At 54.7% G+C, this 23,395-nt stretch carries 25 protein-coding genes; 5 read left to right on the top strand and 20 right to left on the bottom strand.

Features of this window, described 5'->3' with window-relative positions:
* Positions 1–12 precede the first annotated feature (12 nt).
* From flhF to hxlA, 16 genes are all read right to left on the bottom strand, one after another.
* Complete coding sequence (gene flhF, locus MKFW12EY_RS02545) at positions 13–1,428, bottom strand: flagellar biosynthesis GTPase FlhF (protein ID WP_054760156.1); 1,416 nt, start codon at positions 1,426–1,428, stop codon at positions 13–15.
* A gap of 18 nt (positions 1,429–1,446) precedes the next feature.
* Positions 1,447–3,543 (bottom strand): flagellar biosynthesis protein FlhA, encoded by a 2,097-nt coding sequence (flhA, locus tag MKFW12EY_RS02540; protein WP_221053960.1) that lies wholly within the window; start codon positions 3,541–3,543, stop codon positions 1,447–1,449.
* Positions 3,544–3,561: 18 nt separating this feature from the next.
* Positions 3,562–4,689: a flagellar biosynthesis protein FlhB gene (gene flhB / locus MKFW12EY_RS02535; protein WP_054760159.1), complete on the bottom strand. Its 1,128-nt coding sequence runs from the start codon at positions 4,687–4,689 to the stop codon at positions 3,562–3,564.
* On the bottom strand, positions 4,690–5,466 hold the full coding sequence (gene fliR / locus MKFW12EY_RS02530; protein WP_221053959.1) for a flagellar biosynthetic protein FliR: 777 nt from the start codon (positions 5,464–5,466) through the stop codon (positions 4,690–4,692). It lies immediately after the preceding gene.
* A complete protein-coding gene (gene fliQ, locus MKFW12EY_RS02525) occupies positions 5,463–5,732 on the bottom strand; it encodes a flagellar biosynthesis protein FliQ (protein ID WP_054760161.1) in 270 nt (89 codons plus the stop codon). Before fliQ ends, fliR begins: the two co-directional genes overlap by 4 nt.
* Before the next feature lie 8 nt (positions 5,733–5,740).
* Positions 5,741–6,496 carry a flagellar type III secretion system pore protein FliP gene (fliP, locus tag MKFW12EY_RS02520; protein ID WP_221053958.1) on the bottom strand — a complete coding sequence of 252 codons (756 nt, stop codon included), beginning with the start codon at positions 6,494–6,496 and terminating at the stop codon, positions 5,741–5,743.
* A complete protein-coding gene (gene fliO / locus MKFW12EY_RS02515; RefSeq protein ID WP_245006418.1) occupies positions 6,483–6,896 on the bottom strand; it encodes a flagellar biosynthetic protein FliO in 414 nt (137 codons plus the stop codon). The genes fliP and fliO overlap by 14 nt, the downstream gene beginning before the upstream one ends.
* Positions 6,897–6,931: 35 nt before the next feature.
* A complete protein-coding gene (gene fliN, locus MKFW12EY_RS02510) occupies positions 6,932–7,378 on the bottom strand; it encodes a flagellar motor switch protein FliN (RefSeq protein WP_064020379.1) in 447 nt (148 codons plus the stop codon).
* A gap of 19 nt (positions 7,379–7,397) precedes the next feature.
* Positions 7,398–8,381 (bottom strand): flagellar motor switch protein FliM, encoded by a 984-nt coding sequence (gene fliM, locus MKFW12EY_RS02505; protein WP_054760163.1) that lies wholly within the window; start codon positions 8,379–8,381, stop codon positions 7,398–7,400.
* A complete protein-coding gene (locus MKFW12EY_RS02500) occupies positions 8,382–8,921 on the bottom strand; it encodes a flagellar basal body-associated FliL family protein (RefSeq protein ID WP_221053957.1) in 540 nt (179 codons plus the stop codon).
* A 286-nt stretch (positions 8,922–9,207) separates the two neighbouring features.
* The gene (fbaA, locus tag MKFW12EY_RS02495; protein WP_054760170.1) at positions 9,208–10,284 is read right to left on the bottom strand and encodes a class II fructose-bisphosphate aldolase; all 1,077 of its coding nucleotides are present in this window, start codon (positions 10,282–10,284) and stop codon (positions 9,208–9,210) included.
* Positions 10,285–10,388: 104 nt separating this feature from the next.
* Complete coding sequence (locus MKFW12EY_RS02490) at positions 10,389–11,378, bottom strand: transaldolase (RefSeq protein ID WP_054760171.1); 990 nt, start codon at positions 11,376–11,378, stop codon at positions 10,389–10,391.
* A gap of 253 nt (positions 11,379–11,631) precedes the next feature.
* On the bottom strand, positions 11,632–12,342 hold the full coding sequence (locus MKFW12EY_RS02485; protein WP_245006497.1) for an LPXTG cell wall anchor domain-containing protein: 711 nt from the start codon (positions 12,340–12,342) through the stop codon (positions 11,632–11,634).
* Positions 12,343–12,432: 90 nt separating this feature from the next.
* The gene (gene tkt, locus MKFW12EY_RS02480; protein WP_221053956.1) at positions 12,433–14,442 is read right to left on the bottom strand and encodes a transketolase; all 2,010 of its coding nucleotides are present in this window, start codon (positions 14,440–14,442) and stop codon (positions 12,433–12,435) included.
* A gap of 198 nt (positions 14,443–14,640) precedes the next feature.
* A complete protein-coding gene (hxlB, locus tag MKFW12EY_RS02475; RefSeq protein ID WP_054763862.1) occupies positions 14,641–15,174 on the bottom strand; it encodes a 6-phospho-3-hexuloisomerase in 534 nt (177 codons plus the stop codon).
* Positions 15,175–15,177: 3 nt separating this feature from the next.
* Positions 15,178–15,825: a 3-hexulose-6-phosphate synthase gene (gene hxlA, locus MKFW12EY_RS02470; protein WP_064020374.1), complete on the bottom strand. Its 648-nt coding sequence runs from the start codon at positions 15,823–15,825 to the stop codon at positions 15,178–15,180.
* 342 nt (positions 15,826–16,167) lie between these two features.
* Here hxlA and thpR point away from each other — a divergent pair, with 342 nt between their 5' ends.
* The gene (gene thpR / locus MKFW12EY_RS02465; protein WP_221053955.1) at positions 16,168–16,680 is read left to right on the top strand and encodes an RNA 2',3'-cyclic phosphodiesterase; all 513 of its coding nucleotides are present in this window, start codon (positions 16,168–16,170) and stop codon (positions 16,678–16,680) included.
* 20 nt (positions 16,681–16,700) lie between these two features.
* A complete protein-coding gene (locus tag MKFW12EY_RS02460) occupies positions 16,701–17,048 on the top strand; it encodes a phenylpyruvate tautomerase MIF-related protein (protein WP_054763081.1) in 348 nt (115 codons plus the stop codon).
* Between the two features lie 102 nt (positions 17,049–17,150).
* Here MKFW12EY_RS02460 and MKFW12EY_RS02455 read toward each other — a convergent pair whose 3' ends face one another.
* The 4 genes from MKFW12EY_RS02455 to MKFW12EY_RS02440 all read right to left on the bottom strand — a co-directional run bounded on the left by MKFW12EY_RS02455 (position 17,151) and on the right by MKFW12EY_RS02440 (position 19,990).
* The gene (locus MKFW12EY_RS02455; protein ID WP_054763080.1) at positions 17,151–17,462 is read right to left on the bottom strand and encodes a ComEA family DNA-binding protein; all 312 of its coding nucleotides are present in this window, start codon (positions 17,460–17,462) and stop codon (positions 17,151–17,153) included.
* Positions 17,463–17,587: 125 nt separating this feature from the next.
* Positions 17,588–18,556, bottom strand: a complete 969-nt coding sequence (cmoB, locus tag MKFW12EY_RS02450) for a tRNA 5-methoxyuridine(34)/uridine 5-oxyacetic acid(34) synthase CmoB (RefSeq protein WP_221053954.1) — start codon at positions 18,554–18,556, stop codon at positions 17,588–17,590.
* A complete protein-coding gene (gene cmoA / locus MKFW12EY_RS02445; protein ID WP_221053953.1) occupies positions 18,550–19,281 on the bottom strand; it encodes a carboxy-S-adenosyl-L-methionine synthase CmoA in 732 nt (243 codons plus the stop codon). Before cmoA ends, cmoB begins: the two co-directional genes overlap by 7 nt.
* Positions 19,282–19,342: 61 nt before the next feature.
* The gene (locus MKFW12EY_RS02440) at positions 19,343–19,990 is read right to left on the bottom strand and encodes an MlaC/ttg2D family ABC transporter substrate-binding protein (RefSeq protein WP_342394029.1); all 648 of its coding nucleotides are present in this window, start codon (positions 19,988–19,990) and stop codon (positions 19,343–19,345) included.
* Between the two features lie 137 nt (positions 19,991–20,127).
* Between MKFW12EY_RS02440 and hemB the strand changes: the two genes are divergently transcribed.
* The 3 genes from hemB to MKFW12EY_RS02425 all read left to right on the top strand — a co-directional run bounded on the left by hemB (position 20,128) and on the right by MKFW12EY_RS02425 (position 23,392).
* A complete protein-coding gene (hemB, locus tag MKFW12EY_RS02435) occupies positions 20,128–21,144 on the top strand; it encodes a porphobilinogen synthase (RefSeq protein WP_221054559.1) in 1,017 nt (338 codons plus the stop codon).
* A gap of 8 nt (positions 21,145–21,152) precedes the next feature.
* A complete protein-coding gene (gene aroE / locus MKFW12EY_RS02430) occupies positions 21,153–22,046 on the top strand; it encodes a shikimate dehydrogenase (protein ID WP_054763079.1) in 894 nt (297 codons plus the stop codon).
* 65 nt (positions 22,047–22,111) lie between these two features.
* Positions 22,112–23,392 (top strand): HDOD domain-containing protein, encoded by a 1,281-nt coding sequence (locus MKFW12EY_RS02425; protein ID WP_221053952.1) that lies wholly within the window; start codon positions 22,112–22,114, stop codon positions 23,390–23,392.
* Positions 23,393–23,395: the final 3 nt, after the last annotated feature.

Raw genomic sequence — 23,395 nt, 5'->3', positions numbered from 1 at the left:
TGATCGAATGGCTTATGCATGGCTTTCCGCCGCCCACTCGCCGTAATTCAAATCGCCGCCATACGGACTGTCGCCTTCGCTGCCGCTCATGCATTGCCGAATCAAGCTATCGGCTTCCGGCTGGTAAATATCCTCCGGCACTTGCTGGCCGTCGGTGATAAACGACAACGGCAGGCGCTGCTCGATGACCGCCGACAGCGCGGTGCCTTTGCTGACAGCCTCGTCCATCTTGGTAAGTATAGTCGCTTGTGGCTCCAGTATTCGGAACGCATCCATAATTTCCAGCATTGCCTTATATTGAGTCGTGGCCGACATCACCAAGTAGGAACGGATCGGCAAATCGCCGTGTTGCAGGGTTTTCAATTGCTCGGCCAAGCGCATATCGCGCTGGCTCATGCCTGCCGTATCGATCAAGATCAGGCGTTTGTCGGCAAAACTGTCGATGTGACGGCGCAGTTCGTCGGCATCGCCGGCCACTCGCACCGGTACGTCCAGAATTCTGCCGTACGTATTGATTTGCTCGTGGGCGCCGATCCGATAGTTATCGGTGGTAATCAAGGCGATTTGGCGGGAGCCGTGCTTCAGAATGAATTGTGCCGCCAATTTGGCGACGGTCGTGGTTTTACCGACTCCGGTCGATCCGACCAACGCCGCTATACCGCCTTGTTCCAGCAATCTATCGTCGGCTATCGGCACCAGCCCGGCCAGCATTTCTCTAGCCTTATCCATGGCCAAATCGAAGCTTTTATGGCTACCCAGACGGTTGGCGATTTTGCCGGACAAATTTTTGGAAAAGCCGAAGTCAGCCAGCCGCTCGCGCAATTCGTCGTGCATGGTCTGGCCGTGCTGCGGCATTTGCATGACGATACCGGACAGCTTGGCGTCCAACATACTGCGCAGCTCTTTCATTTCCTGGCGCATTTCGTCGATGAATTTGTCGGAAGCATTGGCTTGCACCGGCCGCGTTTCGGCAACCGCCGGTTTCAATTTGGGATCGGCGGCGGCCCAGGCCGGTTTCTCCGCCGGACGCACTTTTTCGGCAATTTTCTGAGCGTTGGCATTGCCAACCTGCAGTTTTTCGGCGTAACCGATGTATTGGTCAAGGTGGCGCCTGATCGGATTTTCCGCTACCGAACCGTCGGCACCGCGTTTCCTGGCACTGCTCAACACGTGCAACGGTTTTTTGTCGCCGTCGAAATCGGGCAAATCGACCTTTTTCGGCTCGCGTAGCGGCGCCGGGGCCTTTTCTTCCTCGCGCTGCTTCAAATTCCGGTGAATCACCTGCTCGTCGAAATCGCGGGCCGCCACAATTTCGACGCCGCCGTCAACCGAACGGTTAGACATGATCACCGCGTCGGCGCCCAATTCTTCTTTGACCATACGCATGGCCTGCCGTATGTCTGCTGCAAAAAAGCGTTTGATTTTCATTGCGCAACCCCTGTTTTTTTAACGCTGGCCCACTGTGGAAACCACCCTGATCTGCCGATCCTGGGGGATTTCGTTATAGGCCAGCACATGTAGCCCCGGTATCGAATGGCGAACGAAGCGAGCCAGCCAAGGGCGGATGTAGGAAGACACCAGTAACACCGGCGCTTGCCCTTCCATTTCCATCCTCTGTGCACTGTCCTCTAGGGATTTGTGCATCTGCTCGGCCAGACCCGGCTCCAAACCGGCACCGCTTTCGCCCGCCGTCTGCAGCGATTTATGCAATATCTGTTCCAACCCAGGATCGAGAGTAATCACAGGAATTTCCACCTGTACCCCATTGATTTCATGCACAATTGACCGGCCGAGTGCGGCCCGCACTGCCGACGTCAAGATGTCCGGATCTTGACTCTTGACCCCGTACTCCGCCAAAGTTTCGGCGATGGTCCGCATGTCGCGGATCGAGACCCGCTCTTGCAGCAGGTTTTGCAACACTTTCACCAACACGCCCAACGGCAGGGTTTTCGGCACCAAATCCTCGACCAGCTTCGGCGCCAGTTTGGCCAGGTTATCCAATAACTGCTGCGCCTCTTCGTAGCCGAACAGCTCGTGGGCGTTGGTCTGCAAAATATGGCTGAGATGAGTGGCGACGACCGTGCTCGGATCGACCACGGTATAGCCCAAAGTCTGCGCCTGGTCTTTTTGGCTGGCCTCGATCCAAACCGCATCCAACCCGAAAGCCGGGTCCCTGCACGGAGTACCGGGCAAATTGCCGAACACCCGGCCGGGGTTAATCGCCATCTCTTTTTCCGGCATGATATTGGCCTCGCCGACGCTGACGCCCATCAGCGAAATCCGGTATTCGGTGGGCGCCAGATCCAGGTTGTCGCGAATATGTACCGACGGGATTAAGAATCCGAGCTCTTGAGACAATTTCTTGCGTACGCCTTTGATGCGCATCATCAACTGGCCGCCCTGGTTGCGGTCCACCAACGGAATCAGCCGGTAGCCGACCTCCAAACCGATGGCATCGACCGGCATTACATCGTCCCAGCCCAACTCCTTGATCTCGGTTTTAGCCGCTTGCGGCGAAGCGATATTCACCGCCGCTAGGGCTTTTTCCTCTTCCAATTTGCGGCGGCGGTCGATCAAATAGGCGCCGCCGGCCAAAGTCGACGCCAGCAGAATAAATACCAAGTTCGGCATGCCGGGAATGATGCCCAGCAGCCCCATCACCGCGGCGGTGACCAACAGGGTTTTCGGGTCCTCGAACATCTGCGAGGTCAATTGCTTACCGATGTCCTGTTTGGCGCCGCGCACCCGTGTCACGACCATCGCCGCGGCCACCGACAGCAGCAGCGACGGAATCTGAGCCACCAGGCCGTCGCCGATCGTCAACAGCACATAGACGTTGGCGGCATCGGCAAAACTCATGCCGTGCTGGCCGACGCCGATCGCCAAACCGCCGATCATATTGACGAACATGATGATGATGCCGGCCACCGCGTCGCCGCGCACGAACTTGCTGGCACCGTCCATGGAACCGTAGAAATCGGCTTCGGCGGCTACCTCTTCCCGCCGGGCTCTTGCCTCGTCCTGGTTGATCAGTCCGGAATTCAAGTCGGCGTCGATCGCCATCTGTTTGCCGGGCATCGCGTCCAGGGTAAACCGCGCGCTGACTTCGGCCACCCGCCCGGCACCCTTGGTCACCACCATGAAATTGATCACGATCAGGATCATGAACACGACGATACCGACCGCAAAATTGCCGCCGATCACGAACGAGCCGAAGGCCTCGATCACTTTACCGGCCGCATCGCCGCCCTCGTGGCCACGAATCAGCACGACCCGGGTCGAGGCCACGTTCAACGCCAGCCGCAGCAGCGTGGCGATCAGGATCACGGTCGGAAACGATGCGAATTCCAACGGCTTCAGCGTGTAAACCACCACCAACAGGATGATCAACGAAAACGCGATGTTAAACGTGAAAAACAGGTCCAACACGAACGGCGGCAGCGGCAGAATCAGCAGCGACAGCAGCATGATGATCAGCAGCGGCGCGCCCAGGCCGAGGCCGGTGACCATTTTCAAAGCATTGGTTAATTTACTGAAATCCATAACGGGCTCGGTGTCGCGCTATTGTTTGAAGTCGTCCGGCACCGGCACGTCGCCCGGCGGCACCGGTTTGATCCAGCCGTATTGTGTGGAAGCGCGTAATTGGTAAACATAGGCCAACACTTGCGCAACCGCCAAAAACAGGCCGCGCGGTATTTCCCGGTTCAAATCGGTGGAGTAGTACAAGGCGCGGGCCAGTGACGGCGCCGCCACCAACGGCACTTTCGCGCCTATGGCCAATTGCCGGATCTGTGCCGCGATCAAATCGACGCCTTTGGCGACCAATACCGGCGCACCGTTGCCGCTCTGGTCGTATTTCAACGCCACAGCGAAATGGGTCGGGTTGGTGACGATGACATCCGCACTGGGCACCGCGTCCATCATCCGCCGTTGCGCCGCCTCCATTTGCAGGCGCCGCTGCCGGCCTTTGACCTCCGGACTGCCCTCCTGCTCCTTGGATTCGTCGCGAACTTCCTGCTTGGTCATTTTCAGTTGGCGTTGGTAATTCCATAGCTGGTAAGGTGCATCCAGCATAACCAGCAACACGAAGGTAGCGCTTAAAATCAGCAGGGAGACGGATATCATTTCGCCGGCCTGTTGCACCGACTGATCAATCGGCAACCGGCTCAAGGCCATGAATTCGTCGAAATTCCATTTGAACAAATTCCAGGCCACCAAGGCTACCAACACCGTCTTCAATACCGCCTTGACCAATTCGACCACGCCATGCACGCCGAATATTTTCTTGATGCCGGCCAAAGGATTCATTTTGGCGAAATTGAACGCAAAACCTTCGCTGGTAAAGTTCCAGCCGCCCAATAGCGTCGCCGCCACCAAATCGAAAACCGCCAATACTGCTAAAAACGGCAGGATAATCCACACGCCGTCGGCGAACGCCGTTTTTAGGTAGGTCGTCAACGTCACCGGATCGAAGATTTGCTCGCGCGAGACGCGCAACGGACGTTTCATCACCTCCAACAAACCCTGCCACATGCCATGGCCGACATAAAAAAACAGCGCCGAACTGACCATCAAGGTAACGAAGGTATTCAATTCTTTGGAACGGGGAACCTGGCCTTTTTTACGCGAGTCGGTGACCCGCTTACCGGTGGGGTCTTCGGTTTTGTCCTGACCGGATTCTTCCGCCATTTACGACAACCTCAACAATTCGCTCACCAATGCGAAGCCCTGGTGCAGCATATCGGCAAATACGTCAAGCAAGGTTGGCAACCCCACCCAGATCAAGACCATGCCCAACATGATCGTCGCCGGAAAACCGACGCCGAAAATCTGCAATTGCGGCGCCGCTTTGGAAGCCACGCCGAAACTGATGTTGACGAACAGCAGGGCCGCCATTACCGGCATCGCCAACAACAAGCCATCGGCGAATATCGTACTGCCCCATAACACCACCCGCCACAAGTCGGCTTTTCCGATCCCGGCTGCGGCCACCGGCAAAGTATGGAAGCTTTGCGCCAACATTTCGATCAATAGCAAATGGCCGTCGACCGCCAAAAACAATAGGCTGCCGCTAATCACGAATAATTGCGCCACCACCGGGACTTGCACGCCCGAGACCGGGTCGACCATCGAGGCAAAACCAAGCCCCATGCTGTAGGCGATCGCTTGGCCGGCAAACAGCATGATCGAAAACACCATTTGCAGGATGAAACCGGCAGTAGCGCCCAGGGCCACTTGCTGAATGGTGGCCAGAAAACCTTGGTAGCCGAACATGTCTATCGCAGGCATGGCCGGCAACGTCGGATAAATAACCAAGGTGATCAACAGGCTGGCGATTACCCTGACTCTGGCCGGCAAGGCATTGACGCTGAATACCGGAATGGTGATAAACATCGAACTGATGCGGAAGAAGGGCCAGATGAAACCGGCAAGATAGCCCAGCAACTCGTTTTCGGTAAGGTTCATCCGATCAAGCTGGGAATATCGCGCAGCAAATCCTGGAAGTAGTCGATCAGCATTTGCAGCATGCCCGGACCGGCAATCATTAACACGGCGATAATCGCCGCCAACTTGGGGATGAAGGTCAGGGTCTGTTCCTGGATCGAGGTTGCCGCTTGAAACATCGAAACCAGCAAACCCACCACCAGGGATGCGATCAGTATCGGCCCCATCAGTTTCAGGCCGATCAATACCGTGTCCTGGGCTACGTTCGAGATCGTTTCCGGGGTCATATCGAGGCCTAGACGTAAAAACTGGCGGCCAGCATTTCCATGACCATGGTCCAGCCGTCGGCCAACACAAACAACATGATTTTAAATGGCAAGGACACGATCATCGGCGACAGCATCATCATCCCCATCGACATCAGTACGCTGGCCACGACCAAATCGATCACCAGAAACGGCAAAAAAATCAGGAAACCGATCTGGAACGCGGTTTTCAATTCGCTGGTGACGTAAGCCGGTACCAGCAGCGAAAACGGCACGTCTTCAGGTTTATTGATTTGTTCTCTGCCGGAGATCCGCACGAACGTATCCAAGTCGGCCTCGCGCGTCTGCTTCAGCATGAACTGTTTGAACGGTTCGGAAGCCTTTTGCAACGCGGTGACGGCATCGATCTGCTCTTCCAGGTAGGGTTGCACGGCGGTATCGTTGACCTTTTCCAGCACCGGCGTCATGATGAAAATAGTCAGAAACAGCGACAAACCCAGCAATACTTGGTTGCTGGGCGCCTGCGCCGCACCGATGGCCTGCCGCAACAAACCCAGCACTATCATGACTCGGGTAAACGCCGTCATCGACAACAACAATGCCGGCAACAGCGTCAGCATCGTCATCAGGGCCAGAATCTGGATCGTGACCGTATAGGTTTCGCCACCTTTCGGGTTAGAGGTCACGGTAATCGCGTCCACGCCGGGCACCGCAGCGGCATCGGCCGCCCACAGTAACGCGCAACCTGCCAGCAGAGCCAAAACCCGCGTACTAGACCTGCTCATGCGCCTTACCTTGCATGGCCTGCCACAATTTCTTGGCAAACGGGCCCAAATCCTGAGGCTCGGCCGGATTGGCGAACAAGCGCTGCTCGCCTTCCAACTCAAGTAATTTGTCGATACGGCCACTGCTAACGCCTAACAGCAATTCTTTTTCGCCCACTCTGACCAATATCAGTTTTTCGCGCATTCCCAGCGACAGCCCGGCCAGCACCGCCAGCTTGCTTTTTCCCGCCATAGCCAGACCGCCGGATTTTTTTAACGCCCAGACCAGGAGCAGGAACACAGCCAATACCAATAGCAAGGCCAACAACCATTGCACGACGTCGGCCGAGGTTACCAACTTGGCACTCGATTTAGGCGCGGCGGGAATTTCGTCCGCCCAAGCGGCGGACACCATTCCCATCGCAAAAATTAGCCTTGCCAGAGCGTGCACGGTTATCAACCCAGCTTTCGAACCCGCTCCGAAGGGCTGATAATATCGGTTAAGCGGATACCGAATTTATCGTTGACCACAACCACCTCGCCGTGAGCGACCAAGGTGCCGTTGACCAGCACATCCATCGGTTCGCCGGCGAAGCGGTCCAGTTCCACCACCGAGCCCTGGTTAAGTTGCAACAGGTTACGGATGTTGATCTTGGTTCTACCGATTTCCAAAGATACGGTAACCGGCACGTCCAGAATCACGTCCAGCTTGACCTCTTCGCCGCCGACGGTCGGCTTCGGTCTTTGCTCGCCCAAATCCGGAAACTCGGCCGCCGAATAACCGCCCGAACCTTTTGCAGCCGCCGCCTGCTCCTTTAAGGCATCGCCCCAATCTGCTTCGGCCGCGGCCTGTTCGTTCATCGCCGCCGCCCAATCGTCGCCAATTTCGTCGTTTTCGCTCATCGCAATCCCTTCCTGCCCGTTAAATATTGTCCAGCGTCATTTTGTCTATGATTTCAATGGCGTAATTGCCATCCGACAACCCTAATTTACCGCGAAACACCGGCACTCCTTCCACCTCGAGCAACACGGTTTCCGGCATTTCGATCGGAATCACGTCGCCTTTCTTAAGCTCAATCACATCGCTGATAAACATCTCTTTTTCGATCAATTTACTATTCAACGTCACTTCGCTACGCATGATCTCGGTCCGCAACGAATCCTGCCAACGGCCGTCGACCTCGCCCCTATCGCTGGTGACGGCATCAAGCAATTCCCGGATCGGTTCGATCATCGAATACGGCATCGCGATATTGATATCGCCGCCCCCGCCCTCCAGCTCGACGTGGATCGTGGAAATGACCACAATCTCGGAGGGGCTGACGATGTTAGCAAACTGCGGGTTTACCTCGGAGTTAATGTATTCGAATTCGACATCCATGACCGGCTTCCAAGCCTCGGCCAAGTCCTTGAAAATCATGTCGATAATCAAGCGGATGATACGCATCTCGGTGGGTGTGAACTCGCGGCCCTCGACCTTGTTGTAGAATTGGCCCCCGCCGCCGAAAAAGTTATCCACGGCGGTGAATACCAGACGCGGCTCCATCACAATCAGCGCCCGTCCGCGCAACGGCGCCATTCGGATCACGTTCAAATTGGTCGGAACGAACAAGCCCTGAATGAATTCGGAGAACTTCTGTACCTGAATCCCGGACACCGATATCTCGGCCGCCCGACGCAAAAAATTGAACAATGCGATTCGGAAATGGCGGGCGAAACGCTCGTTGACCATTTCCAAGGTCGGCATCCTGCCGCGAACGATGCGCTCCTGGCTATTGAAATCGTAGAGCCGCGCCGCGCCTCGGCTGTATTCGTCATCGTCGGCCGCAGTGTCGACATCGCCGTCGTCTACGCCGTGCAGCAGCGCATCGATTTCATCTTGGGAAAGTAGATCGGCGGTTGACATCTATTGCATTACGAAATCGGTGAAATAGACTTCTTTGACGGTGTTTTTGCCGGCCATTTTTTCCAAAACCTTGCCAATCTCTTGCTGCATCATGGCCCGCAACTCCTGCTTGCCTTCCAGGGTTTTTGCCTTATCGGCGCCTAACGAACTGATGGCCATCAGCAAATTGTTCCGGATCATCGGTTCGTGTTTTTTCATGGCCTCTATGCTGGCTTCGCCTTTAGTCAAAACGGTCAGGGAAATTTTAATGACCCTGGCACTGGATCCGCTCGGAAAATCGACCAGCAACGGCGTCGGCAACTCGTAATAGACATCGGGCTCTACCGGCTTATCGTGCTCCGCCTCAGCCTCATGAGCCGATTCGGCGTGCTTGTCCTCTCCATGTTTTTCAGCCTCGGCCTCTTTGCCGTTCTCTGCCGGTTTCGCCAAGAAAAAATAGGCCGCGCCGCCGCCAGCCAGAGCCAAAACCACCAACGCAATGATAATTATCAGTTTCTTGGACGATTTTTTTCCTTCGTCTTTTCCTTGAGTTTCAGCCATTTATCACCTTTATTGTTCTATAAGCAGAAAACACGCCAGATAATCCGAAAAATCGAAAATCGCGGAGGCGTTCCCCCCGTTGTTTTCCGATCATACAAGAAAAATCATGGTTTTAGAAAGATAGTATAGCCGGCCGAACGAATACGGCGACACTGAAAAGCCCAATTTCGCACACAACGGCAGCACGAAACTAAAGACTGGGCAGTCAATTACTTGACTAATTGACTGCAGCAAGGGGACGGGAAGCTGCAAAAGCATACATGCTTTTGCAGCTCGATGGCGTATGTTATAAAGAATTAACGGCGTTCAATTCTTGGAACGCTTGCTGCAAACGAACCACCATGCCTTCTTGGCCGGCACGTTGCCATACCCGAGGATCGTAGTATTTTTTGTTTGGCTTGTCGGCGCCGTCCGGGTTGCCGATTTGGCCTTGCAAATAACCTTCGTTTTTCTTGTAGTAATTCATCACGCCTTCCCAAGTCGCCCATTGGGTATCGGTGTCGATATTCATTTTGACGACGCCGTAGCTGATGGATTCTTTGATTTCTTGCGCTGACGAACCCGAGCCGCCGTGGAACACGAAAGTCAATGCGTTTTGCGGCAACCCGAATTTCTCGGAAACGTATCTTTGCGAATTGTCCAGGATTTTCGGCGTCAGTTTGACGTTGCCCGGCGAGTAAACGCCGTGGACGTTACCGAATGACGCTGCGATGGTGAAACGGTGGCTGATTTTGCTCAAGTGTTCATAAGCGTAAGCCACGTCTTCCGGTTGGGTATACAGCGCCGAGTGGTCCATACCACTATTGTCGACGCCGTCTTCCTCGCCGCCGGTGCAGCCCAATTCGATTTCCAAGGTCATACCCATTTTCGACATCCGCTCCAGGTATTTACCGCAGATTTCGATGTTTTCTTCCAGGCTTTCTTCGGACAGATCCAACATGTGCGAGCTGAACAACGGTTTACCGGTCGCGGCAAAATATTTTTCGCCTTCGTCCAGCATGCCGTCAACCCAAGGCAGCAATTTTTTTGCTGCATGGTCGGTATGCAAAATTACCGGCACACCGTACAGTTCCGCCATGCGGTGAACGTGATGAGCACCTGAAATCGCTCCGTGGATCGAACAGCCTTGCGCCTCAAGTTTCAAACCTTTACCTGCGACAAACGCCGCGCCGCCGTTTGAAAATTGCACGATAACCGGCGACTTGGCTTTGGCGGCCGCTTCCAACACCGCGTTAATGGTATCGGTGCTGATGACGTTAACTGCCGGCAATGCAAATTTGTTTTCCTTGCAGATTGCGAATACTTTTTGCACATCTTCACCGGTTACGACACCAGGTTTTACTACATCTAAGATTTTTGCCATGAAATTTACCTATTAACTAAAGAACAAAGGCCGCGTACTCGATTCGGCGGCCTTGCATATCAAATGAGATCGCGCGCAAACCAGGTTGCGCGCGACTGAAGCCGTTAAGCTTCCAGAGCGGCCAAACGGTCGGCCAGCAGCTTTTCCAATGTTTCCAATGCCTTAGCAAAACCGTCGATGCCTTCTTTCAGCTTCTCGTTTGCCATCCGGTTTTCTTCGTGCATACGGTCGAATGTTGCTTTATCGACGCTGATTTTTTCGATGTCGGCGCTTGCGGCTTTAGCCGGATCCAGTTTACGCGGCAGGTCACCTTCAACGGATTGCAATTCGGCCAAAAGAGAAGGCGCGATAGTCAACAGATCGCAACCGGCCAATTCGGTGATTTCACCGATGTTACGGAAGCTGGCACCCATGACTTCGGTTTTGTAGCCGAATTTTTTATAGTAGTTGTAAACCTCAGTCACCGACAAAACACCCGGATCTTCGTGCGGTGCATATGAATCGCGGCCGGTATCTTTTTTGTACCAGTCCAGAATACGGCCAACGAACGGAGAGATCAGTTGGATGCCGTTTTCCGCGCAAGCGATTGCTTGGTGCATGCCGAACAACAAAGTCAGATTGGTGTGGATGTTTTCCTTCTCCAACACCGCTGCGGCTTGGATACCTTCCCAGGTCGCTGCGATTTTGATCAGAATACGCTTTTCGGTGTCGATACCGGCGGCTTTATACTGCGCGATGATATCGCGAGCTTTGGCCAGCGTACCTTCGGTGTCGTAGGACAAACGGGCGTCAACTTCGGTTGACACACGACCTTCGATGATTTCCAGAATTTTCAGGCCGAATGAAACCGCCAAGCGGTCGAACGCCAAAGACGCGACTTCCGCAGGAGAGGCGCTAGCGCCCAGAGTTGCGCGAGCCGATTTCAAGGTATCGTCGACGATGCCTTGATATTGCGGCATTTGTGCCGCAGCGGTAATCAAAGACGGGTTGGTGGTCGCGTCGCGCGGTTTGAAAGTTTCGATTGCTTGAATGTCGCCGGTGTCCGCCACCACAACAGTCATTTCGCGGAGTTGTTCTAATAAATTTTTTGCCATAAAAATATCCTCGGTTAATGTATCCCCTTTGAACTGGTATAGAACCGTTACCGATATTCGAAATTTCAGCTATCGACCGGTACGATTTATGCTTGGCGGGGAATTTTTCCAAAATGCGGGTATAACAGACTGAATCGCCACTTGACATATTTTGAAGCCATCACGCTCTCCAAAACACGCTAAGTGGCGATTCCGCAGGTAACACAGTGGGAAAGTCCCACCGAATTTCACCTAATAAATTACTACCGATAAATCATCCTTTATCGCGCAAATATTTTTCCACGCCTGTGGCTTTTGCGGCAGCGCTCTCTCTGTCTTTGATAATTTGCTTCGCCATATATTTGGCAACGCCAGTCGCAGGAGTGGAGTCTTGTTTTTCCAAGTACTTAGCGACACCGGTTTTGTTGATACCCAATCTGTCGATATATTTTTCAACGCCAGTAGACCCGCTCTCGTCGCCATACGCAGCACTTGAACCGCCGGTAGCGCTCGAACCGGAACCGCCTTTCTTGTTAAACAAGAAAAAGCCAACGGCAGCCAACGCAACCAAACCCAGCAAGCTGCTATTGGACGAGCTTTTTTCGCCGACGCTGGATGCAACTTCTTCGCTAGCATCGCTGACCGCTGCCGCTGCCGATGTCGTAGCAGCAGAAGAAGAACGGGCGCCAGAGGCTTGAGGAGCAGTCTTATCGTGTTTATAAGCGGAATCGCTGAAGATTACTTTGGGCTGGAAATTGGTCGCGGGAAAATTAGGATCGTTTTCAACGACTTCAACTTCTTTGGCTTTCGTTGCTGCAGCCGGTGCGGCGGATTTTGCCGCCGGGGCAGCTGCCTCCGGCTTGTAATCCGGGTTGGTGTACAGAACTTTTGGCTGATAATCAGCCGCCGGATAATCCGACTCCGCCATTGCTACGGAACTGGTCAGCACTAAAGCCGCCATCACGCCTTTTGTTAATTCATTCATTTTCACGTCTATCACCTATAGCTGTTGGAAAAGAGAAGCCTCGACATTCGATAATTCAAAAATCGAAGCTTCGCCTACTGATTATCAAAATTAAAGAACGGCTTCGACGTTAGCGACGACATTGTCCACGGTGAAGCCGAACTCTTTGAAGAGCTGGCCGGCCGGGGCCGATTCGCCGAAACGGTCCAAGCCCACGACGCGGCCTTGGCTGCCGGCATATTTCCACCAACTGTCGGTGACGCCGGCTTCGACGACGACGCGTTTGGTCACGTTCGGCGGCAGGACGCTGTCTTTGTAGGCTTGATCCTGCGCTTCGAACACGTTGGTCGACGGCATGGACACTACACGGATGTTTTTGCCTTTGGCTTTCAACGCTTCGGCCGCTTTCACCGCCAGTTCGACTTCGGAGCCGGTAGCGATGATGATGGCGTCCGGGTTGCCTTCGCCGCTCAGAACGTAGCCGCCTTTGCCGATGGCGTCGATCTGGGCTTGGCTGCGCGCCATGTGCGGCAGGTTTTGCCGGGAGAAGATCAGGGTGCTCGGGCCGTCGGTGCGTTCGATCGCGGCTTTCCAGCTGACGGCAGACTCGACCGCGTCGCATGGGCGCCAGACGTGCATGTTGGGTATCATGCGCAGGGTGGCGGTTTGTTCGACCGGTTGGTGGGTCGGGCCGTCTTCGCCCAGGCCGATGGAGTCGTGGGTGTAGACGAAGATGGTCGGCGCCTTCATCAGGGCGGCCATGCGCAGGGCGTTACGGGCGTATTCCGAGAACATCAGGAAGGTGGCGCCGTAGGCTTTGAAGCCGCCGTGCAGGGTGATGCCGTTCATGATGGCGCTCATGCCGAATTCGCGGACGCCGTAGTAGACATAGTTGCCGTCGTGGCCGGTCGCGTTGATGTCTTTGCAGCCTTTCCACAGGGTCAGGTTGGAGCCGGCCAGGTCGGCGGAGCCGCCCATCAGTTCCGGCAGCAACGGGCCGAAACCGTTCAGGGTGTTTTGCGAGGCTTTGCGGCTGGCAATGGTTTCGGCTTTGGCGTTGACGTCGGCGATGAAGGCGTTGGCTTTTTCGGCCCAGTCGGCAGGCAGTTTACCGGCCATGCGGCGTTCGAATTCGGCAGCCAGTTCCGGATGCGCGGCTTTATAAGCGGCGAATTTGTCGTTCCAGGCGCTTTCCAAACGGTCGCCTTTGGCTTTGGCGTCCCAACCGGCGTAGATGTCGGCCGGAATTTCGAATGGCGCATGCGACCAGCCCAAGTTTTCGCGGGTGGCGGCGACTTCGGCTTCACCCAGGGCAGCGCCGTGGCATTCTTCTTTGCCTTGTTTGTTCGGCGAGCCGAAACCGATGGTGGTTTGGCAGCAGATGATGCTCGGTCTGTCGGTGACTTTTTTGGCTTCTTCGATGGCTTTTTTCACCGCGTCGGCGTTGTGGCCGTCGACTTTGGGGATGACGTGCCAGCCGTAGGCTTCAAAGCGTTTCGGGGTATCGTCCAGGAACCAGCCGGTAACGTTGCCGTGACCGCGGACTTCGCCGTCGATGGAGATGTTGTTGTCGTCGTAGAAGGCGATCAGTTTGCCCAGTTTCATGGAGCCAGCCAGCGAGCAGGCTTCGTGGGAGATACCTTCCATCAAGCAGCCGTCACCCAGGAATACGTAGGTGTGGTGGTCGACGATGTCGTGGCCTGGGCGGTTGAATTGGCCGGCCAGGGCACGTTCGGCAATGGCGAAACCGACGGCATTGGTGATGCCTTGGCCCAGCGGGCCGGTGGTGGTTTCGACGCCGTCGGTGTAGCCGTATTCAGGATGGCCCGGGGTTTTCGAGTGCAGTTGACGGAACTGTTTCAGTTCGTCGATCGGCAGGTTGTAGCCCGACAGGTGCAACAACGAGTAAATCAGCATGGAGCCGTGGCCGTTGGACAGCACGAAGCGGTCGCGGTTGGCCCATTTCGGGTTGTTCGGGTTGTGGTTCAGAAAATCGTTCCACAGTACTTCGGCGATATCGGCCATCCCCATCGGGGCTCCAGGGTGTCCTGAATTGGCTTTCTGTACCGCGTCCATGCTAAGTGCGCGGATGGCGTTCGCTAAGTCTCGACGCGAAGGCATGTTGGTCTCCTTTAATTTTGTTATTTTAAGTGTACGTTTGTGGTGTCAAACGCCGCTCTGGCTGAGGCTTGGTAAATTTCAAGGAAGACCAATTACCACATTCTTGCTTTTAGACTGCTGGAATCGGAATCACCTTGACGCCCACATGTTATCTGTTGGGCCTACGACAGGTGTTGCCCTGCCGCAGGCTGTACGCAATTATTCCAAATTGGCGTGTCTCGATCTCATTTCCTCTTCCGGAATACCCTTCTCGTGAATTACATGAGAAATGGTGGCTTCCAGGAATAGCAATGTCGACAATTCGAAGACAGTACCCATCGGCATGCCTTTAACTTTGCCGTATTGCTCGGAACGGCCGATTTGCAGCGTGATATCCGCCATATCACCAATCGTCGAGTCGTCTTTCGCCGAAATCAATACGATTTTAGCGCCGACTTCTTTGGCTTTCTTAGTGAACGCGATCAACTGCTCTGTCTCGCCCGAACCGGAAATGATGATCAATAAATCACCGTTTTTGATGCTCGGCGTGACGATTTCCCCAACAACACTGACGTCATAACCGCCGTGCATCAAGCGCATGGCGAAGAAATTACCAACAAGCTTTGAGCGACCGGCGCCAGAGACAAAAATTCTCTTGGCTTGATCCAACATATCGACTAAAGCTTTGTCGTGCGAATCGGGGGTAGCTTCCAGAATGCTGGAAATTTTGTTTATGATTAACTCTTGATGCATGGCTTACACCGCCGCCGCATCAACCAGTTCACGGATTTCACGAGCCGCTTCGGCAGGTGATGGCGCACCGTAAATAGCCGCACCGACGACGATGATGTTCGCACCGGCTTTGACGGTTTGGTCAATCGTGGCAGGTTTGATACCGCCGGCAACGGAAACGCGAACGTTCAGACCCAAAGAAGTAACTTCGTTCAAATCGCCGAACGGAGTTTGGCCAGCCGCTTGCGCGTCCAGACCGGTGTGAACGCCCATGATTTGCGCGCCCAATTTAGCGGATTCGCGTGCGCACTCGGCTTTATTAGGCACGTTGATCAGGTCGACTTGGACTTCGGCAGCGTGTTTTTTCGCTGCTTTGATTACGCCGCCAATGGTGGCCAGGCCGGATACGCCCAGTACGGTGCAGATGTCTGCGCCGGCCGCGTAGAACGCGCCTGCTTCGTATTCGCCGGCGTCCATGGTTTTCAGGTCGACCAACAACAGCTTGTCTGGGTAACGGTTTCTCAGCTCTTTCACCAAGTTGACACCGTTATATTTAATGCAAGGCGTACCGATTTCAAAGATATCGACATAAGGGGCGACTTGGTCAGCCAATGCCACGGTTTGGTTGAAGTCCAATGAGTCCAACGCCATTTGAATTAATGGTCTTGCCATGTGATGTGCTCCGAAAGTTTTTAATTTTTAGTAATAGCCGATTCTTGCAAATTGCCACAACCCGCTAGGCTTGTCACGTACGTGTGATGCATCTGTAACTGTAAGATAGAAACAGCAGGTATGTCAATCCTTAGCAAGCGTAAGCACCATGTAGGTTGGCGAGGACATTGCGATGCAGCATTTGCGCAACGGACCGCCCGCCCACCGCAACATCCCTCCTCGCCAATTCTCGACATCTCCGCCGCAAACTAAATGCGCCATACCAACCGAAATTGCAAAACTCGGCACCAAACCGCACACTACTGCTCTACATTTCCGACACAGCCGGCCGAGGATATCTGATTGAAACGCCTGTTTTTTGCACTATGGCCCGACCATAACACTCTTTCAGCATGCACCGCCATTTGTAAGCAACTGGCCGACTGCGGCAAACCGGTTGCCACAAACAACCTGCACGTCACGTTACTGTTCCTAGGCAACATCAACGCCCAACAACAGACAGAACTGACACTTGGCGCAGCCAAACTCAGAAATATCCCGACCAAGCTGGTGTTGGATCGACTGGAGTTCTGGCAAAAACCGAAAGTCCTGTGCCTGACACCCGGCGCCTTCGACCCGAATTTCTTGCACTTCCATACCGAACTGACCAGGATTGCTGACCAAAGCGGCGTCATTACCGACAGCCGACCTTACCGGCCACATGCGACCCTAGCAAAAAAAGCCCGCTACAAACCCGACTTGAGCGTAAAGCCTGTCATATGGCAATCGAACGGATTTTGCCTGGCGGAATCGCTATCGACCCCTTCGGGCGTAGAATACAAAATCCTGGAACGGTGGCACGATATCGACGCATAAACTCGCAAAGGAGATCCGCTATGCCCTACCTGAAGCTAAACACCAACCGCTCGATAAACTCCGAGCAATCGCAGAAATTACTCGGCGAACTATCCAAACTTATCGCGGCCGAGACCGGCAAACCCGAACGCTACGTGATGACCCAGCTCTCCAGCGACGATTCAATGCTTTTCGGCGGCAACGACCAGCCTCTGGCATATTTGGAATGCAAAAGCATCGGCTTGACAAAAAACCAAGCGCAAAACCTTGCCGCAGCGCTGTGCCAACTCTTGTCGACCAAACTGGAAATCGAGCAAGATCGCATTTATATCGAGTTCAGCAATTGTCCGGCGGAATTTTGGGGCTGGAACGGCGGGACTTTCGGTTAAATTCCGCCCCCCCTTATCAGCGGACTATCGTGACCAGGGGGGCGGACAATCGATTGCCGCATCAGCGCAAATCGATCTAATCAAGCGCCTGGATTCAGGCGCTTATTTGGCTTTTTTCGGCTCTTCCGGCTTTTCGGGCTTCGCAGGCTTTTCCGCTGACGCAGAATCTCCGAAAACGATGTTCTTCTCGTTTTGCTGCACCGTTTTTGCGCCGATACCCGGAACATTTTCTAAGTCCTTTGGAGTTTTAAAATCCCCGTGCTCCTTTCGGTACTGCAAAATTGCTTCGGCTTTCTTCGGTCCGATTCCCGTCAACTCCTTGGCGATGGTTTCGGCATCCGCTCGATTGATGTCAATCGGCTCGGCAAACACAGCAAAAGAACATAACATCAGAATTGCGAATAAATTTTTCATCTTCGACTCCCGGTTGAATGATTGGCTGCCAGAAAAAACCCGAAACAGGTCGGCGTATTTTTCAAGCTAGGCAATTCTAGAATGTTATTACTGAATTACAATAATTTAGAACTGCCAACCTACATTTAAACGCTAGCCTTGATAATTGCCCTCATCGGCGCCGGCAGACCTTCGCAGGTCAAATCCGGAGAACCCGGATCGAGAAAATCGGCCAACGAATGAAACCGCATCCATTCCGTACTGCGCTGTTCCTCGACTGTGGTTTTGCCGACATGCAGCAACTGAATATCCTTATAGCCGCAGCGCTGCAACCATAATGCCAATGCTTGGCAACTAGGCAAAAACCAGACGTTGCGCATTTGCGCATAGCGCCCTGCCGGTAGCAAGACGTGGCGGTCGTCGCCCTCGACTACCAGCGTTTCCAGAACCAATTCTCCGCCCGGCCGCAAACAACCTTTCAATTCCAGCAGGTGATCGATCGGCGAGCGCCTGTGGTATAACACCCCCATCGAAAATACGGTATCGAACCATCCCAAATTGCCCGGTACGTCTTCGATACCCAGCGGCAACACGTAAACCGGCGCCGAACCGTAAAGCTTACGTATCGCCTGAAACTGCATCACGCTGAGCAACGTCGGATCGATGCCGACCACCAACCGCGCGCCCGCTCCCAACATTCGCCAACAGTGGTAACCGTTACCGCAACCGACGTCGAGAACGGACCGGTTAGCTAACGGCGTAATCCCGTTTTTCAGCCGCTCCCATTTCCAATCGGAACGCCACTCGGTATCGATATCGATGCCGAATATCCGGTACGGCCCTTTACGCCAAGGATGCAATTTCATTAACTGCTCGCGCAAATTCTGCCTGGCGACATCGGCGATATCCGAATCGGCGCCGATCCGAACCGCATCGATCAAATCGACACTGGAGGCCGGGTAACGCGGCAACTCTTCGACTACTCGCCGCCAACGCTGTAAATCGCCGTGCGAGCTATCGGCAAACGCTTTAGCTAATTGTCCAGGCAAACTCTCAACCCAAACCCGGTCGCCCGCTTCCCGCAACGACGCATACAGGTCGTCGTAACCTAGCATTTCAGCGCAATCATCGAGGCAAAATTAAAGTACTGGAACCAAACCTCGACACTGGCAAACCCCACCGACGTCAAACGCCGCTTATGTACCGCAAACGTTTCCGGAATCAACACGTTCTCCAGCGCGCTACGCTTCTGGCTGATTTCCAGCTCGCTATAGCCCTGCGCCTTTTTGAACAAGTGGTGCATCTCCGTTTGCAAGTCCTGTTGCTGCGGATCGGCGAAAGCCAACTTTTCCGACAAAATCAAAATTCCGCCCGGCAGCAAACCGCGGTACAGCTTGGCCAAAAAAGCCTCCCGATCGGCCAACGGAATGAATTGCAACGTGAAATTCAACACCACCACTGATGCATTTTCGATCGGCATGTCGCGAATGTCGGCACACACCACATCCACGCCCGCCACTCCGGAGTCCGCCAGATTTTTCCGGCACTGCTCGACCATCGCCGGCGAACAATCGACGGCCACCACCCGGCAATCCCTCGCGGCGATCTGCTGCCGCATAGCCAGACTCGCAGCCCCCAGTGAACAACCCAGGTCGAAACACACGCTGCCTTCCGTGGCAAAGCGGCCGGCCAACAAACCGATAGCCGAGATAATCGCCGCATAGCCCGGCACCGAACGCCGGATCATATCCGGGAATACCTTGACCACGGCTTCGTCGAATTTGAATGCACCGACTTCGCCAAGCGGATTGGCGTAGAGAGAATCTTTTAGGGATGGCATAAAGCGGAAAAGCCACATGCCGGACCGACCCTCAGGCCTGTCCGACATGCGGCTGAAAAACTTAGGAGTTGTTTTTAGCGCTTAGCGCTTCGGTGTTGCGTTTCGCCAGTTGATTGATCACTTCCTGTAGCGAACCGGTACGTTCGACTTCGTTTTTGAAGCTGGTCCGATAGTTGGTCACCAAGCTGACGCCTTCAATCATGATGTCGTACGCTTTCCACTGGCCTTTGACGTTCAACATCCGGTAATTGACCGCTATCGGCTGTAATCCCGGTTGCAACACTTCGGTTTTAATCAACACCTTGCGCTCGTCCTCTTCCGGAGTCACGGGCAAAAAGCGAATCGACCAATCTTTAAATTCGAAAAACGCCCTGGAATAGGTTCTGATCAACAAAGTTTGAAATTCCCTTTTAAAATTTTCTTTCTCGGAAGGGGACGCATCCTTCCACAGCTTACCCAGTACCAACGACGAAATCAGATCGAAATCGACATGCGGATAGATCACTTCCTGGACGAAAGCATTGATCTTTTGGAAATCGTGCGGGAAATTGGGATCCTGCAAACGTTGTTTCAGCTTGTTGGAAGCGTCCTCAATCGCCATTTGCGGCTCGCTCAGATCGGCGGCGGCGACCGGAGCCATCGTAGACAAAACTGCAAACGCGCTAAAAAGCAATACATACATAAAACGCATATAAGTTCGGATACTCATAAATTCATCTCAAAAGGAATTGCCGGCTAAATTCGAGCGCCCCGATTCGATACACTGCTAGAATAAAGGCCTAAGCCGGTCAAACGAAAGACTTCGGTCCGCCCTCCGTGGATCGACCAATGCCCTATTATATTACTATGGAACAGATGCCACACCCTAAAGAGTTTTTCCCGGCGACCCGGATGCGGCGCATGCGCTTTCAAGCGTTTTCGCGGCGGCTGATGCGGGAGAATAGCCTAAGCAGCGACGATTTGATTTGCCCGCTGTTTGCCATCGAAGGCCACAACCAACGCCAATCGGTAGCCTCGATGCCCGGCGTCGACCGGCTGTCGCTAGACTTGCTGGTAAAGGAAGCGGAAACCTTGTTGAAGCTGGGCATACCGGCGGTAGCCTTGTTTCCGGTGATCGATCCGGCCCAAAAAACCTTGGCGGCAGAAGAAGCGTTCAACCCCGACGGTTTGGCGCAACGTTGCGTTAAAGCGCTGAAAGCGGAGCTACCCGAACTCGGCGTGATTACCGACGTTGCCCTGGATCCGTTCACGTCCCACGGCCAAGACGGCCTGTTGAATGAGCACGGCTACGTAGTCAACGACGAGACCGTGGACGTACTGTGCAAACAGGCCTTGTCCCACGCCGAAGCCGGCGCCGATATCGTCGCGCCGTCGGACATGATGGACGGCCGGATCGGTGCGATCCGTAACACGTTGGAAATCCACGGCTTTACCAACACGCGGATTCTGGCCTATTCGGCCAAATACGCTTCCAGTTTTTACGGCCCGTTCCGCGATGCGGTCGGCTCGGCCGGCAACTTGGCGGGCGGCAACAAATACAGCTATCAGATGGACCCTGCCAATTCGGACGAAGCCCTCCGCGAAATCGCACTGGACCTGCAGGAAGGCGCCGACATGATCATGGTCAAACCCGGCATGCCTTATCTGGACATCATCCGCCGCGCCAAAGACCATTTCGGCGTGCCGACCTTCGCCTACCAGGTCAGCGGCGAATACGCGATGTTAAAGGCGGCTAGCGCCAACGGCTGGCTGGACGAACGGCAAGCCGTACTCGAATCGCTGCTGGCATTCAAACGCGCCGGCTGCGACGCCATTCTGACCTATTACGCCAAAGCCGCCGCGCAGTGGCTCAGCCAAGCCTAATCTCCGGCATGAACGAAAACCGCACCACCCTCGTCGACACCGCAACCTCGAGTCAAGCTGACCGATACGCCGTATTCGGCCACCCGATCGGCCACAGTAAGTCGCCGCGAATACACAAATTGTTCGCCGAACAAACCGGGCAAAATCTAGTTTATACGGCCCAGGAGGTACCCGCGGATACCTTTAAAGCCGCGGCCGACGCTTTCTTTGCCGCCGGCGGCAAAGGCCTGAACTGCACCGTACCGTTGAAGGAATTGGCTTGGAATTATGCCGACAGTCTCAGCGAAGCCGCCGCAGCGGCCAAAGCGGTAAACACGCTGGCGTTGGCTGCCGACGGCAGCATTCTGGGCGACAACACCGACGGTATCGGCCTGTTGAACGATTTGATCGCCAACCTGCGGATCGAACTGCCGGGTGCCGCAATCCTGATCCTCGGCGCCGGCGGCGCTTGCCGCGGCATTCTCGCCCCGTTACTGAAACAAAAACCGGCCAGCCTGGTCATCGCCAACCGGACCCCGGCCAGAGCCCAGGCCATCGCCGACGATTTCAAGCCCCTGTTCCCTGTGGAAGCGTGCGGATACGGCGCACTGCCCGGCCAAAGTTTCAACCTTATCATTAACGCCACCGCGGCCAGCCTCAGCGACGAACTTCCGCCGCTTCCCGCCGGCCTGCTCGCCGAAAACGGTACTTGCTACGATTTGGCTTACGCCAACCGGCCAACCGCTTTCGTCAGATGGGGCCTTGCCAACGGCGCGGCAAAAAGCGTCGACGGTTTGGGCATGTTGGTGGAACAAGCCGCCGAGGCGTTCTATATTTGGCGGGGACGGCGTCCCGCTACCGCTCCGGTGATCGGCCTGCTCGACGCAGAACGCCAATCGGCCGATCGAAATCCGGACGCATAAGCAATGTGCCGGCCAACGCCGGCAATTACCCGACATAACGACTTTTATACGGTTACTGGAACAGCATGAGTGGAATCAGATCTTTTTTCGAAAAAGCCCAGGCCAAGCTGCACAAGCAACACCCCGGACAACCTATCACGCCGGAGATCCTGAAACAGCTATTTCCGATCCGTAACCTCAGCGACGAGATCCTGCAAACCTTTGCCACCGACAACCATGTGGAAAGCCTGCCCACGGGTAGCATCCTGTATCACGTCAACGAACAGGCGACCTGCGCGATTTACCTGCTGAAGGGCACCGTTACGTTGGCCGACCACAACGGCAAAAGTTACGAAATTGTCGCCGGCAGTGCGCAAGCCAAATTTCCGATTTGCAGCGGCACCAAACACACCGCCACCGCAACCGCCAAAACCGACGTCGACATCCTGCGGGTCTCGCTGAAAATCATGCTGACGCCCAGCCGGCTGGACCACGGCAAACTGGAGATACCCGCCGAACTGCATGACAACCGGCTGCTGGCCTTGTTTGCCGAACACTTCCAAAACTCCGACCACGAAATCGAAATACCGTCCCTGCCGGAAGTCGCCATCAACCTGCGCAAGGCCATTCAGCGAGACGTCAACATCGACGAGGCGGTCAAGATCATCCAGCTTGACCCGGCCATCTCCGCCAAACTGATCGAAGTCGCCAATTGCCCGCTCTATCTGACCACGGTGCGTGCCAAAAACTGCAAAGAGGCCGTGGTCCGCATCGGCTTGAACGCCACCCGCAATTTGGTTACGGCGTTGAGCATGAAGCAGATTTTCAAGAGTAAATCCCCGCAGATCAAAAGCCATCTGGAAAGCTTATGGAAACAAAGCCTGTATTTGTCGGGCCTGTGCCATGTGCTGGCCAGCCATACCCGGGAACAAAACCCGGAGAACGCTTTGTTGGCCGGCCTGGTTTGCGATATCGGCGTGATTCCGTTCCTCAACTTCGCCGCCAACCTGCCCAGCGAATACCACAATGAAAGCGAAATCGAACAAGCCATGCCGGTCATCAAAGGCCCGGTCGGCGCCGTAGTATTGAAAGAATGGGATTTCGCGGAAGAATTCCTCGACGTCGCGCTGTCCAGCAGCGATTGGTACCAAAACAGCGCCGAAAAGCTGACGCTGACCGACATTGTGGTGTTGTCGCGCCTGCACGCGCAAATCGGTAAAACCGCTTCGGCCGAACTACCGGCGATCACCGCGATTCCGGCCGCCAGCAAATTGAAAAATTTCTCGTTGTCTCCGGAAAACACGCTGGCGATCCTGCACGACGCCAAAGCCAAAATTCACGAAGCCCTGAGTATTTTCTCGAACTGAGCG

It is taken from the genome of Methylomonas koyamae, from assembly GCF_019669905.1.
In the GTDB taxonomy this organism is placed as follows: Bacteria; Pseudomonadota; Gammaproteobacteria; order Methylococcales; family Methylomonadaceae; genus Methylomonas; species Methylomonas koyamae.
Note: the sequence above shows the minus strand (reverse complement) of the source record. Positions and strands in the feature narration are given on the sequence as shown.